This window comes from Sphingomonas sp. FW306-05-A, assembly GCF_058782275.1.
Genome location: NZ_JBYSXN010000002.1, coordinates 358,693 through 372,488, shown reverse-complemented (window position 1 = coordinate 372,488; position 13,796 = coordinate 358,693). Strand labels below are relative to the sequence as shown.

At 60.4% G+C, this 13,796-nt stretch carries 11 protein-coding genes; 1 reads left to right on the top strand and 10 read right to left on the bottom strand.

Features of this window, described 5'->3' with window-relative positions; translation table 11 throughout:
* Positions 1–30 precede the first annotated feature (30 nt).
* Together AC3WJR_RS10620 and AC3WJR_RS10615 are read right to left on the bottom strand one after the other, a co-directional pair.
* Positions 31–1,254 carry a class I SAM-dependent methyltransferase gene (locus tag AC3WJR_RS10620; RefSeq protein WP_492724839.1) on the bottom strand — a complete coding sequence of 408 codons (1,224 nt, stop codon included), beginning with the start codon at positions 1,252–1,254 and terminating at the stop codon, positions 31–33.
* Positions 1,255–1,329: 75 nt separating this feature from the next.
* Positions 1,330–3,360: a glycosyltransferase gene (locus tag AC3WJR_RS10615; RefSeq protein ID WP_492724836.1), complete on the bottom strand. Its 2,031-nt coding sequence runs from the start codon at positions 3,358–3,360 to the stop codon at positions 1,330–1,332.
* A gap of 255 nt (positions 3,361–3,615) precedes the next feature.
* Between AC3WJR_RS10615 and AC3WJR_RS10610 the strand changes: the two genes are divergently transcribed.
* Positions 3,616–4,776, top strand: coding sequence for a hypothetical protein (locus tag AC3WJR_RS10610; protein ID WP_492724835.1), 1,161 nt, complete (start codon positions 3,616–3,618; stop codon positions 4,774–4,776).
* 122 nt (positions 4,777–4,898) lie between these two features.
* Here AC3WJR_RS10610 and AC3WJR_RS10605 read toward each other — a convergent pair whose 3' ends face one another.
* The 8 genes from AC3WJR_RS10605 to AC3WJR_RS10570 all read right to left on the bottom strand — a co-directional run bounded on the left by AC3WJR_RS10605 (position 4,899) and on the right by AC3WJR_RS10570 (position 13,769).
* Positions 4,899–5,558 carry an ABC transporter ATP-binding protein gene (locus AC3WJR_RS10605; protein WP_354282079.1) on the bottom strand — a complete coding sequence of 220 codons (660 nt, stop codon included), beginning with the start codon at positions 5,556–5,558 and terminating at the stop codon, positions 4,899–4,901.
* 52 nt (positions 5,559–5,610) lie between these two features.
* Positions 5,611–6,492, bottom strand: coding sequence for a GDP-mannose 4,6-dehydratase (locus AC3WJR_RS10600; protein WP_492724833.1), 882 nt, complete (start codon positions 6,490–6,492; stop codon positions 5,611–5,613).
* Positions 6,480–7,517, bottom strand: a complete 1,038-nt coding sequence (gene gmd, locus AC3WJR_RS10595) for a GDP-mannose 4,6-dehydratase (protein WP_354282081.1) — start codon at positions 7,515–7,517, stop codon at positions 6,480–6,482. Before gmd ends, AC3WJR_RS10600 begins: the two co-directional genes overlap by 13 nt.
* 511 nt (positions 7,518–8,028) lie before the next feature.
* Positions 8,029–8,808, bottom strand: coding sequence for an IclR family transcriptional regulator (locus AC3WJR_RS10590; RefSeq protein WP_492724831.1), 780 nt, complete (start codon positions 8,806–8,808; stop codon positions 8,029–8,031).
* A 96-nt stretch (positions 8,809–8,904) separates the two neighbouring features.
* Positions 8,905–11,241 carry a glycoside hydrolase family 31 protein gene (locus AC3WJR_RS10585; protein WP_492724829.1) on the bottom strand — a complete coding sequence of 779 codons (2,337 nt, stop codon included), beginning with the start codon at positions 11,239–11,241 and terminating at the stop codon, positions 8,905–8,907.
* Between the two features lie 13 nt (positions 11,242–11,254).
* Complete coding sequence (gene lldD, locus AC3WJR_RS10580; RefSeq protein WP_354282085.1) at positions 11,255–12,409, bottom strand: FMN-dependent L-lactate dehydrogenase LldD; 1,155 nt, start codon at positions 12,407–12,409, stop codon at positions 11,255–11,257.
* Between the two features lie 173 nt (positions 12,410–12,582).
* Positions 12,583–12,927 (bottom strand): L-rhamnose mutarotase, encoded by a 345-nt coding sequence (locus AC3WJR_RS10575; protein ID WP_354282086.1) that lies wholly within the window; start codon positions 12,925–12,927, stop codon positions 12,583–12,585.
* On the bottom strand, positions 12,927–13,769 hold the full coding sequence (locus AC3WJR_RS10570; protein WP_492724826.1) for a fumarylacetoacetate hydrolase family protein: 843 nt from the start codon (positions 13,767–13,769) through the stop codon (positions 12,927–12,929). The genes AC3WJR_RS10575 and AC3WJR_RS10570 overlap by 1 nt, the downstream gene beginning before the upstream one ends.
* Between the last annotated feature and the right edge of the window lie 27 nt (positions 13,770–13,796).

Genomic DNA, 13,796 nt, shown 5'->3' with positions numbered 1-13,796 from the left:
TAAAACGCCATATGCCTATGGAGGCATCAGTTAGATGATGCCTATCGCTCTCAAATGAATGCCGATCTTTCGATTGTCATCGTTGCCGATTTCAGTGTTTGGGCACCAGATATCGGTGGTGATTTCGAGCGTCAGCGAAGCTGCCCCGTTGGTGTCGACATTCAGTACAGTTTGACCGGGAGACAGTTCACCATTGAAAACCTCTAGACTATTGGCTGTGACTACAGTCCGGAGGGGCGCCGGCCGAAACACAGTAAGGTCCAGTCGAACCTTTCGTGCGTCTTCAGGCAACTCCAGTGCCAGGGTACTAACGCCTGTTGATGTCAAATAATCAACGTCGTTCATCCAGCCCGTCATCGTCGCCATTCGAGCAATTTCGACGGCAGGCAAGGTTTTCTGTGACGCGAAGTTTCCGATGACGGTGTAGCCGGTGTCAGGAGCTTCCCACAGACTACAGCTCAGGCCTGCATGTTCAATGGCAGCCTTCAGAAAGTCCGCCGACCAACCGCTTTCGAACCAACCGAACTTCCGAATGCAGTAAATCGAGAGGGGATCCAGACGAAGCCCCCAATGCTTCCACCAAATGCTATTGATAGGCTCTCCGGCCAGAACGACCCTACCGTCAAACGAGAGCATCTGGGCCATGCGCGATAGCACCGTCCAGGGACGTAAAGCGTGATGCAAGCATTCATAAAATAGGACTGTGTCAAACTTTTCGGGGCTGGAGAAGCCGTCGAACGTCCCCTGTTGCGCGGAAATGCGCAAGTTCAGTCGACGGGCGCGCGTCTCGACCAATCGAACGAAGTCGGGGTTAATGTCGACTGCCGTAACATTAAGGCCGCAATAGGCCGCGATCTCCGACGAGAGCCCCCATCCGCAACCCATGTCCAACATCTTGCTGCCCAAAGCAGGTGAAGCGCGCTGTAGAGCTTGTGAAAGGCGCTGCAGATGGACTGCCAACCCGCCGGGGGAAGGGTGGTTGTAAGGGTTGACGGCAACAATGTGCGTACTGACATCAATGTCGCTATGTTCGTTGGCAACTTGATCAAACGCCCGGCCGGACAGTTCGGCGTACACCGCCAGTTGTTGGTCTACATAAGCATCGCTGAACGGATCAAGCGTCTCGTCGACCGCAACTCCGACCTCGTAAGTGATCGTTCCCCAATATGCGTCACAGGCTGCTGAGCCTGGCCCACCGAGCTGGTCGGTTTGCTGAACAAACGCGTCAAGATCTCGAAACGTGATTGGGGTCATGAGTATTCCTCAGTAGGGCAGGGGATGTTGGCGACGAACCTTCGCGTTAGCAGAGGCACGTTGCCAGTCAGCTGTTCATCCTAATAACGCGCGCTCTAAAAGCCCGATTTGTGCTTCTGAGTCATCCGTCGGCGCGTAGCCTACACTAAGGAGCCGGACGCTAACGGGCGTTTCGCTGCCAGGGGTTTGAACAGCTCCGCTAACATCGAACCGGATCCTGAGCGTTCCTGCCCCGTCAACACGACCTTTGAATGTCACCCAGAAATCAGCGTTCGTCTTTAGGGGGCGACGGTAGCTGGTCTTTTCGTCGTGCAGTGGGTCGGTCGATATCTCAAGGACATGCTGGGACCCTACCCATGGCGACGCGCCAAGATGCAGAAGTACGCTTACTTCAGCGTTTGCTGTGCAATCTGTGCGTACTGCGAGCAAAGCGTCGGCATCTAGCATCCACGTGCCAGCGCCCTCCACATGCCGCCATCCGGACGCGAAGATCAGTCGCTCTGGGTTCAGGGCATAAGTCGACCCCTGGGAAGCAAGACGCATGAGTTTGGTCGTCTCAATGAGACGACCACGCACCAGATGTGGAGCAAACATCTCGCGAGGCGTCGCGCTGCCGTCAAGATCAGCGAGGAATTGCGAGACCGCGTTGAAGAAATCCCGTCCTACGTCATTCCACGTACGAGCCGTAAACGTAGTCCTTAAATTCGATTGCAGTCTTTCAAAATACTCTTTGTCAGCAAGTAGCCGGCTGATAGTTGCATAGCCGTCGTTGATATTAAATGGATCGCAATACAGGACGTGGTCTCCGCCGACCTCCGGTATCGACGACGTTGATGAAGCTACGCAAATCTTTCCGTGCGACAGGCTTTCTCCAACCGGAAGCCCCCAACCTTCTACGAAGCTTGGGAAGGCAGTGAACAAACACCTCTCGTAAAGGTCAGACAGTTCATCGTCGGAAAGGCCAAAAAGGATATGAAGGCGGCCGTTCAAATAATCCGAATTCTTGATGCGATCCATCAAAGACTCAACGCGCCATCCAGGGCGGCCGACAAACACAAGATCGGGAACATCGATACCCGCGTCTATCATGCGCTGCCAGATAGAGAACAAGTATTCATGATTCTTGCGAGCTTCGATCGTACATACGCAAAGAACGAAGGGGATGCCTGCAAAATATTGTCGCTTGGAGGAATCCGTGAGGGAGTGATGGATCATCCCCTTGGACGGGCCTTCGAAGCGAAGGGCATGAGCGAGCGGGACAGGCGTAATAGGGAATGGCTTAATGCCAAATTGGTGCAGGTATTCCTTAACTTCTTCTGCGACGAAAGCCGAGATAGTCAGAGCAAAATCCAAAAGTCGTGCAGTATCGGCAAACGCTAGAGAGAATGCGTCCGTGAGTTCTTGCATGCAGTATTGCGCGTGGGAGATAGGGATCAGATCGTATATATAAGCGCCAACGCGAACACCACGCTGACGCATTCCATTTATCCAGCTCGGATTGGACACAAACTCCCAAAACGCTCCGACAATCAGATATGTATCGCCGTCCTTGAGCCTGAAAACGCTCGAGGTAGAACGCATGTCATGAATCAAGGCTTGCATCGCGATGAGGTTAGGAGACCCATACATCGCCGACTTGACCATGCGCCGGATCTTTTCGCGCGGTATGAGTAGTAGCCCCTCACCATCGCCATATTGATGAACGAAATAATACCGCGCCGTCTCGGGCGGCGGCATGTCTTCCAAGATGTAGTTGATTAAACTCAACGTTACACGCGTTATGCCTGTAACGGTCACGTGGTGTCCAAGGTATTGAAAAAGATCGCTCAGCTCGAGAAAGATGCCACCGACGGCTACGTCTACAGGTCGTCCTCCGAACGCTGTCAGCGCTTGATGCCCATGGCCGCTTTGTTGAAGCTCCCGAACCGCCTCGGCGCTAGGAGCGCGGGCAAGCAAATTGAGGAATACTTCAGCCGAGCCCTGTTGATTACCCTGGCGCTTGAGAAGGTGTCCAAGATGCAGAAGGGCATCAGTGTCAGCAGGGTTGATTTCGACGGCCCGTTTGTACGCCAGCTCCGCATCGAGATATGCGCCGCTTTCTTTCAAGGCATGACCATATTGTACCCAGAGCGGTCCGTCGCCGGGGACTAGCTCCAGATACGCACGATACCCTGCCGCTGCTTCCAGCCAATTTTGGTTGTCGCGGGCGTAGTTACCGGCGATCTTGAACTTTCGCGGTTTTGGTCCCCAAGGGACCAACCGTTGAGCGATCTGCAGAGGGCCGGTTGGGTTTCGCTTCGACATTTCCGTCCTAACAGTGCGATTGCTACTCGTCGACGGCCATATAAGAGGACTTTCCCCGTGACAACGCAGATCAGTTCACGCCTCCTGACAGCGGTATGGGCAAACCTGATTCGCGTCTTAATCCTCGCTGTGCCAACGGCTTGCGCGGGAGACACGAAAGCACCCGACGCCTTATGGCTGAACGGGGCGCATTTCAGCCAAGTTGGAAACATTGAATGGACGCCGAGCCGGGAGAACGGTGTCGAGCAAGCCGGTTGGTTCGCCGTGCATGGTGGCACTTGGTATGCCTTCAACCGGATGCAATTACCGAAAGCGAGCTACTGCCCGCAGGATCACGACGCCGTGGTCGTACGTTCGTCGAAGGATCGTGGACGAAGCTGGTCAACGTCGTCCCTCGCGGTCGAACCTGGCGATAGCAAGGCAGGAGATGGCTGTGCCGTTCTCGATGGCAGCGTCTACTATGATGCGAAGACCGCGATTTGGCATTTGCTTGCGCAATGTCTGGATCGCCAAAACCAAGGAGGATGGGGGTTATGTCATTACCAAAAACGGGGGGTGCCGTCAGGACGTTTTGTACCTGATCCGGCCAATCCGGTTGTCCGGGGGGGCGCACTTTGGTCGCGTATCTGTGCTGGCACTGGCAAAGCTTGCCCCACAACAACAATGGACGAAGGCACACCCGACATTGTCGAGAAGAAAGACGGGATGTTCATCGTAACGATCCACGGCTTCGATGCCGCATCCAAAGCAGGTTACCGTGGGGTAGTGGCTACTGCGGACTTTCGGCGCTGGAGCGTGGCTGGCAATGGCTTGCCCAACGATGCGACACTTGGTCCTGCGGACTGTCGGGCTTGGATGGCGAACTGCACTGGTGTCGGACAATCAGCGACTTTTTCCGATCCGCGATATCGTTATATGGTAGTGGAGACGATGGATAAAGGTTTGCTTTGTACGACGGGACAGAATTGGGTTTTCGAACTTGTCAGGAGCTCGGCTGGAGCTTGGCCGCGGTCGGGCAGAAACCAGTGGGCCAAGCTGCCTGGGGGGGCATTCTTGGCACCGATCCGCCCGCAAAGTGAAACGCTATGCAAAGTGCGATACGCGCGGTGGATCATCGACGGTGCTGACGTATTCCTCGTCTACGAAGACTGGAGTCTCGGAAACGGTATGGTCCGTCGCCCATTACTCAAGTTAATCCACGACGACAATCTACGGTAGTACCAAGACGGCGTTCTGTTGCAGCACCCTCTATATTGAGGGAAATGTGATCAACTGGATCTACATTATAAAGGTCGCGTGGGCTGCAGTGCGTTAACGAGGGCGATGAACGCCTGGTCTGATCAATGGGCCGCCTGGTTGTGCATGTGAACTGCGATTGCCTCATCAATGGTATCGTAGAAATCCAGTCGGCCTTGCTGCAGCACGGCTCCCCGTTCACAATAAGCGCGGAGCGTTCCGGGATCATGGCTGATCATCAGCAGCGTTCCGGCAGCGCGACGGTGATGAAGCGCATCTTCGCAGCGCTGACGGAAACGATCGTCGCCGGCCGCGGTCACCTCGTCCACAAGATAACAGTCGAAGTCGATCGCCAACGAGATCCCGAACGCCAGCCGCGCCATCATACCCGCCGAGTAGCTGTAGATCGGTTGATGGAAATACGCTCCGAGTTGCGCAAAATCCTCAACGTAATCCAGCAATTGCTGAATATCCTTGCTATAGATTCGGGCAATGAAGCGGGCGTTGTCTGCACCGGTGAGAGTCGACTGGAAACAGCTTGAATAGCCAATTGGCCACGAACAGCTGACCGTCCGCATGATCCGCCCCGCAGTCGGCGCTTCAACCCCCGAAATAAGCCGCATCAGCGTGGATTTGCCCGCACCGTTGGCCCCGCAGATGCCAAGGCTGCATCCTGTCGAAATCTCAAAATTGAGGTCGTCCAGCACATCCTTGCGGAATTTACGGATGTGGTAGCTCTTGGAAACATTCTCGAAGGAAATCATGCTACGAAACTACTTTGTGTTAGACGGAGATGTAGGGTGCGCTACCCCATTCTCAAGCGATTACCGGCGATCCGTTGTCACCCGCCTCATACATCCACGCCAGCGTATCGCTAATCGCACGCGGTTGCCACGTCGGTAGTGCAGCGCGCAGCAGCGTTGCATCTCCCCCAAGGACTTCCACGTCGCCCTTGCGTACGAATGCCGGATTGACCTGCACCTCCAGTCGATGGCCGCTGATCGCATGCAACTGCTCCAGCAAGTCACCAATCGACGAAACCGCGCCGGTTGCGATGTTGACCACCGGCGGCACGTCGTCCGCCAGCGCCAGTCCACAACATGCCTCGGCCACCGAGCGTACGTCACCGAAGTCGCGCCGAACCCATGTGTTGCCAAGCTCGATCACATCGGCCTTGCGGCGGAAATGATCGACGATCTTGGGGATCAGATATTGCGTATCCTGGCCGATCCCGGTGTAGTTGAACGGCCGGGTTACGACGATGTCGAGTTGGTCGCGCCACAGGTCCGCGCCAAGTTCCATCGCGCGCTTGCTGATCGCATAATGGTTGACCGGGTTGGTCGGTGCGCTTTCGGCGATCAGCCCTTCGGCCTTGGGACCATAGACCTGCGCGCTTGATGCGAGGATGCAGCGTGCACCGGGCCGCTTCTGCGCGACCGCATCGAGTAGGTTGAGCGTGCCAAGCTGGTTGACCGTATAAAAGGCCTGCCAGTCGCGCGCGTCGACAAAGGCATGGCCGGCCAGATGGATCACCCGGTCGAACTCGAGCGCATCGACTGCGGCGACGACAGCGTCGCGGTCGCGCAGGTCAACCTGCAGCGCGACCGGCGTCGCGCCGGCCTGCTCCAAAGCGGACGACACGAAGCGACCGGTAAAGCCGGTCGCTCCGGTCAGCGCGACCCGCATCAGAAGGACCACCCCGCCGTGTTACGGCGCATGTCGGCTTCCATCATCAACTGGGCGAGTTCCTCAAGCTTGACCGTCGGGGTCCAGCCGAGTTCACGCTGTGCCTTGCCCGGGTCGCCAATCAGCAGATCCACTTCGGCAGGGCGGTAGAACGCGGGATTGACGCGTACGAGCGTCTTGCCGGTCTTGCGGTCGGTTCCCGTCTCGTTTTCTTCCTTGCCCGACCAGTCGAGCTCGATCCCCACATGCGCGAATGCCAGTTCGACGAAGCGGCGGACCGGCTCGGTGCGGTTGGTGGCGAGCACATAGGTGTCGGCGACATCGTGCTGGAGCATCAGCCGCATGCCTTCGACATAATCCTTGGCATAGCCCCAGTCGCGCTTGGCATCGAGATTGCCGAGTTCGAGCATTTCCGCCTTGCCCTGCGCGATCTTCGCGACCGTGTCGGTGATCTTGCGCGTTACGAACTCACGCCCGCGCAGCGGTGATTCGTGATTGAACAGAATGCCGCTCGTGCCAAAGATGCCGAAGCTCTCGCGATAGTTGACCGTCAACCAATGAGCATAGAGCTTGGCCACGCCATAAGGGCTGCGCGGATAGAATGGGGTGTCTTCAGTCTGCGGGATCGCCTGGACCTTGCCGAACATTTCGGACGTCGACGCCTGGTAGAAGCGGATGTCGCGATTGACGGTGCGGATCGCCTCGAGAAGATAGGCTGCGCCAAGCCCCGTGATCTGTCCGGTGGTGATCGGCTGATCGAACGAGACGCCGACGAAGCTCTGCGCGGCAAGGTTGTAGACCTCGGTCGCCTCGGAGGATTCGATCAACCGGATCGCCGACCCCATGTCCGTCAGATCATATTCGACGAGCTTGAGTTGAGGATGGTTGGTGATGCCGAGCTCATCGATCCGCCAGAAATTGACCGAGCTCGTCCGGCGATACGTGCCGTAAACGGTATAGCCGCGGCCGAGCAGATTCTCTGCCAGATATGCGCCATCCTGGCCGCTGATCCCGGTAACGATGGCGGTCTTCGACATTTTTCTCACCTCAGATAATGTGGTTTCGGCCAATAGTGCCGTAATGGGGGGATAACCAGAGAGTCTGCCGCATCCGGTCAAAATTTTGTTAAATCTGACCGGGTTCCCGTACAGGGCTCTGAAAACTGCTGGAAGCTGAGCACAAGGCTTCGATGGCGATGGCCAAATGTGTCGAGTATTGCGCCATGATAGTCGGTATCGCACGTTTGCTGCAAGCCAGTCATGTTTAAGAGCTCATTCATGACGGCTTCGTCGTACGATTATGCCTACTGGCGGGAGTGTAGGCCGTGCGCTTGACGGGTGATAACGAGCACCTGTGATCTGCCCGTCGGAATGCTCGCCTTACCAACTGGAGCTGAAAACTTGCCGTGGTACCGGCTTTCCCCGATCGGCGACGGTTCGTTTTCCAATTGGGTCACAGCGATTCGTCGGAAATAATGTAGACGAAGCGCGGACGGGCGGCACCGAGACGGAGCGAAAGACGGCGCACCGACGGTGCGCCGGTCTCGTCTCAAAGGCGATCGTCACCCTGGACCAGCTGGCCCGCGATCTGCCCTGCCGCGTTCACCACCATCGCGGCGACGTCACGGGCGGTATGAACCGGCTGCCGTCGCGCAAGGAAAGGGACGGTCAGCGCAGCCGCTGCAAATTCCCCCCGCAGTACGGGGGCGGATATGTCAGTCACGCCCGAAATCAGCGGGCTCGGGATTTGCACCACGCCTGCAGTCCGTACGACCTCGGCGTGCGACCGGAATGCCGCGAGGGCCGTTACGTCCAGCGGCGGATCGAACAGCGTTTCCCAATGGCGGCGGACCGCCTGATCCTGGAATGCGTACAGCACGATCCCCGAAGCGGTCGAGGCAAGCGGGCGGCGATAGCCGACGCGGACCGAGAATCCGAGCTGTTCGCCGGATTCGACCCGCGCCACGACGACCATCTCACCGCGGCTGTGGAAGGCGAGATGACACGATTCGCCGGTTTCCTGGACGAGCTGGCGCATGACGGGAAGGGCGATCTCGACGAGGTTGCGCGTTCGTGGCTGGCGCATGCCGAGCGAAAACAGCCGATCCGTCAGGCGATAGCCTTCGGACCCCGCATCCTGTTCGATATAGCCGCGGAACTGGAGCACCTGGACCATCCGGTGCAGTTCGCCGCGCGATCTGTCGAGTTGGTCCGCGATCGCGGAGAAAGGCATCGCGTCGCTCGCATCTGCCAGCAACTCGAGGATATCCAGTCCCTTTTCGAGCGCGGGCGCCTTGTAGCGGCGATCGTCTGCGTCGTGATCGTCCATTGCTTCCCCCGTTGTGGATCCGCCTGGATTCCGGTTGGGGGCAACCTTAGCCGGGGCGGGCGAAAGCGCACAAGGCGCGCCATCGCCCGCCGTCGATCAGCGGGCCATCACCTTGACCAGCGTGGCCGGGTCCTGCCCGGTCGGCAGCTTGCCCGACGCGGTCAGGCGCTTGGTGCCGTCGTCCCACCGCAGTACCGCGCTGGTGCCGGTCTTGCGCGTGCTCACGCCATCGTCATCGTAGAGCGTGAAGTTGGTCGAGCGGCCTGGGTACACCCGAATGCTGTCGAGTTTCTGGCGCGTCGCGGTACTTGGGACCTGAACGCCCATCGGGATGATCGACCCGGCGCGGACGAACAACGGGATCTTGTCGATCGGCGCGGCGGCGGTGATCGTCTGGCCGCCGGTGTGGCGTTCGTTGGTCCAGTAATCGTACCAATCGGTCCCGGCGGGCAGATACACCGGGCGCGAGGTTGCGCCCTGGTCGGTCACGGGCGCGACGAGGAAGGCGGGGCCGAACATATATTCGTCGCCCATGTCGCTGACCTTGGGATCGTTCGGGAAATCCATGAACAGCGCGCGCATGAACGGCGCTCCGGTTTCCGCGGTCTGGTGGCCCATTGCGTAGAGGTAGGGCATCAAGGCGTAGCGCAGCTTCAGATATTGCGCGAGAACGGGCTCCGCTGCCTTGCCATATTCCCAGATCGCGGTTGCCGGACGCTGGCCGTGGATGCGCAGCGTGGGCGTGAACGTGTTGTACTGGAACCAGCGGACGAACAGTTCGGGATAATCCGGATAGTTTCCGCCCATCGCGGTCGCGCCTGCAGGATCGAGCAGTACGGGGTTCAGCGCCTTGGGGCCGGATGGATATTGCCAGCCGCCGGTGTCGCTGCTCCAATAGGCCATGCCCGATGCGGTGAAGTTGAGCCCGGTTGGCACCTGCCGCCGCAACACTTCCCACGTCGCCTGGACGTCCGACGACCAGAACAGGCAGCCGTTCCGCTGCGTGCCGAGATAGGCCGCGCGGCACAGGATCAGGTTGCGCAGGTCCGGGCGATCCTTTGCGGATCCTTCCGCAACGCTGGCGGTATGCACCAGCGGGAAGACGTTATGGTACCGATCACCCGACCCGATCGCGAACTGATGGCCATCGGGGACGAGATCCGGTTCGGTCTCGTCGAGCCAGAAATAGTCGAAGCCCTGCGATGCGATATTGTCGCGGATGCGTTCCCAGAACCACGTCCGCGCCTCGGGATTGGTGCTGTCGAGCAGTGCGCCCGCGCGGTCCGCACGGACTGGCAGACCGTCGACAACGCTGCCGTCGGCGTCATGCAGCAGCCAGCCCTTGGCCGAAAGCATGTTATAGTAGCGGGACTCTTTCTCGAACCGCGGCCAGACGCTGATGATGCTGCGCATCCCCATGCCCTTGAGCTTGGCGTTCATCCCCGCTGGGTCGGGGAAATAAGTGCGGTCGATGTCGAGCTGCCCCATCCGGGTCCAGTAGAACCAGTCGAGCACCATCGTGTCGAGCGGATAGCCGCGGCTGCGATAGCCGTCGGCAATGCTGAGTAGCTCGGCCTGGCTTTCGTAGCGCGCCTTGCTCTGGATCAGGCCGAACGCGGATTTGGGCGGGAGCGGGGTCTTGCCAGTAAGGGAGGCATAGCCAGCATACAGCGCGTCGGTGGTGTCGCCGGTGATGACGAAGAACGACACGCGTTCTCCGACTTCGGATTGCCAGTGCGTGCTGTTGTGCAATCCGGGCGAGACCGTCGTAGTCGAGGGATTGTCCCAGACGATCCCGTACCCCTTGTTGGTGACGAGGAAGGGGACGCATACTGTCTCGCCCGCGGGCGCATCGTAATTGTGGCGGCAGTCGATCGTGCGGCCGCGCAGGTCGAGCTTGCCTTCCTGATTCTGGCCGAGCCCATAATAATGCTCGTCGAGGGGGGCGGCGAAGCTCGCGCCCACCCTGAACGTCTTTTCGCCCGATACCGTGTGCGGGGCCATTTCCCAGCCATTCATGCGGGTGATGACGTGGCCGTCTGCGCCGTTGATGGTGATCGCGACCGGGGGGAGCGACGGCGCGAAATAGCGTTCCATCTGCGACGGCGCCTTCGGCCACGGCTGCGCCGCCACTGTCAGCGACAGGGCGGAGGACGCGAACACGTCCCCCGACGGATCGGTGCGGTGGGTCCAGCCGGCGGCGTTTGCCTTGGCGTTGGGGCCGGGGCCGGGGGCGGCATCCGCCAACGCGCGGTCGACGGCGATCGTGACGCGCACGATGTTGGGGGCATAGGGTTCGATCGCGACGAGGCTGCCGTTGCGATCGACCGTCGCCATCGGCTCGGCCTGTGCCGCGGCGACGGGCAGCAAGGCTATCGCGGCCACGCCGGTCCAGCGTGCGAGTTTGTGTTTGGATATTGCTGCGGCGATCATAACGGGCCCCGTGTTAGAGAATGTTGGACACGAGCATCGACTGGTCGATGTCGGAAATTCGGGTTCGGCCGCATAGCGCCATCGCGACGCGCATCTCGGCTTCGATCAGGCGCAGCACATGGGCGACACCCGCCTCGCCATCCGCCGCAAGCGCATAGGCCCATGCCCGCCCGAGCAGCACGCCGTGCGCGCCGAGCGCGAGCAGCTTCACGACGTCCAGTCCGGAGCGCACGCCGCCGTCCACGAGGATCGTAAGCGCATCGCCGACCGCGTCGACGATCGGGGGGAGCGCATCGGCGGTGGCGGGAACACCATCGAGTTGCCGTCCGCCGTGATTGGACACGACAATCCCGTCCGCGCCGGTCTGTGCCGCGGCGCGTGCGTCGTCGGGGTCGAGAATCCCCTTGATGATCAATGGCCCCTTCCAGTGGGAGCGAATGAAGTCGAGATCGCGCCAGGTGACGCTCGAATCAAAGTTGGTCCGCATCCATCCGAGAAAATCCTCGAGCCCGGACTTGTCGCCAAGCGCGGGGGCGATGTTCCCGAGATGGTGCGGGTTGCCCCTAAGGCCGACATCGATTGCCCACTCTGGACGGGTCAATGCCTGGCCAATCCTGCGAACGGTTCCGCGCAGACCCGGCGCACCCGCAAGACCCGACCGGTAGTCGCGATAGCGTGCGCCGGGGACGGGCATGTCGACCGTAAACACCAGTGCCGAGCACCCCAGCGCCTGGGCTTCGTCAAGCAGCGCGCGCACCAGTCCGCGGTCACGGATCATGTACAATTGAAACCAGAAGGGCGCAGTGGCTGCGGCCGCGACTTCGGCGAGCGGACAGACGCTGACGGTCGACAGGCAGAACGGAACGCCGGCGGCATTGGCGGCGCGGACCGCCTGCACCTCGCCACGACGCGCGTTCATGCCCGCAAGGCCGATCGGTGCGAGCATGACGGGCAAAGCCTGCTCCGTGCCAAAGATGCGGGTGGTGAGATCGATCGACGACACGTCGGTCAGAACCCGCTGACGCAAGGCCAATTGTTCGAGCACGGCGACATTCCGGCGCAACGTGACTTCGGCGTAGGAACCGCCGTCGAGATATTCGAACAGGAACGGCGGAAGACGCCGGCGCGCGCGGGCTCGATAGTCCAGCACTGCTGCGGCTTTTGCCATTCTTCTCCCCCGTCCGATCCTGCGCTTAGGCAGGTGACGCCTGTCCGCCCCAGTACCTTGTGTTCACCTATGGGCAATCACTTCACTGGCGCAAGCGCCAATACGATTCGGGCAAGCGTGATGGGGACACTGTGCGCGCTCGCGGTGGGTCTGGCGAGCGTGACCATCACCGCTCAGTCTTGCGCGCTCAGTGCGTAGATCTGCGTCGTCTCGGTCCATTTTGTCCCCGGAATCGCGCCGGGGATCGCTTGCTGGAAACGGTCCATCAGCCGTTCCCACGCCACCACATCCGGATCGGCGGCATCGCTCGCGGCCTTGGCGGCGGGGTCGTAGTCCGGCCCCGTCTCCATCAGCATCACCAGTCGGGTGCCCGCGCGGAAGATCCGCATGTCGCGGATGCCGGCGCGGCGGATGCTCGCCGTCACCGCGGCGGGCACATTGCCCGCCGCGTGCCAGCGTTCGTACTCGGCGATCCCGGCGGGATCGTCCTTGAGGTCGAGCAGCAGGACCTGTTGCATCAGTCCGCCGTAACCTCCTGGCGCTGTTCGCCGAGCTTCTCGATTCCGAGCGTCATCACGTCGCCCGCCTTCAGGAAGACCTGCGGCTTCTGCCCCATGCCGACGCCGGGGGGCGTGCCCGTCGTGATCACGTCGCCGGGGTGGAGCGTCATGAACTGGCTGAGGTAGCTGACGAGGAAGGCGGGCTTGTAGACCATCGTCGCCGTCGTACCGTCCTGATAGCGATGGCCGTTGACCTCGAGCCACATGTGCAGCGCGCCTGCATCGCCGACTTCGTCGGGCGTGACCAGCCACGGCCCGAGCGGGCCGAACGTGTCGCAGCCCTTGCCCTTATCCCAGGTGCCGTGGCGTTCGAGCTGATATTCGCGCTCGGACACGTCGTTGATCACGCAATAGCCCGCGATGTGCGCGGGGGCGTCTGCCTCCGAGACATATTTGGCGGCGGTGCCGATGACGATGCCGAGCTCGACCTCCCAGTCGGTCTTGGTAGACCCGCGCGGGATGCGGACGGTATCGTTGGGGCCGATGATCGCGCTGGTGGCCTTGGTGAACATGACTGGCTCGGGCGGCACGGTCGCGCCGGTTTCGGCGGCGTGGTCGGAATAGTTGAGGCCGATGCACAGGAACTTGCCGACCTGTCCGACGCACGCACCGTAGCGCGGATTGCCCTCGACCGGCGGGAGCGTCTCGGGGTCGAGCTTCGCGAGATCGGCGAGAACATCGGGCGACAGCGTCGCGCCGATCACGTCGGGTATTTCACCCGACAGGTCGCGCAGCGTGCCGTTGGCGTCGATCAGGCCGGGGCGTTCTTCGCCTGGGGTGCCGTAGCGAACTAACTTCATGGGGAAACTCCTGAGGGATGACGAAGA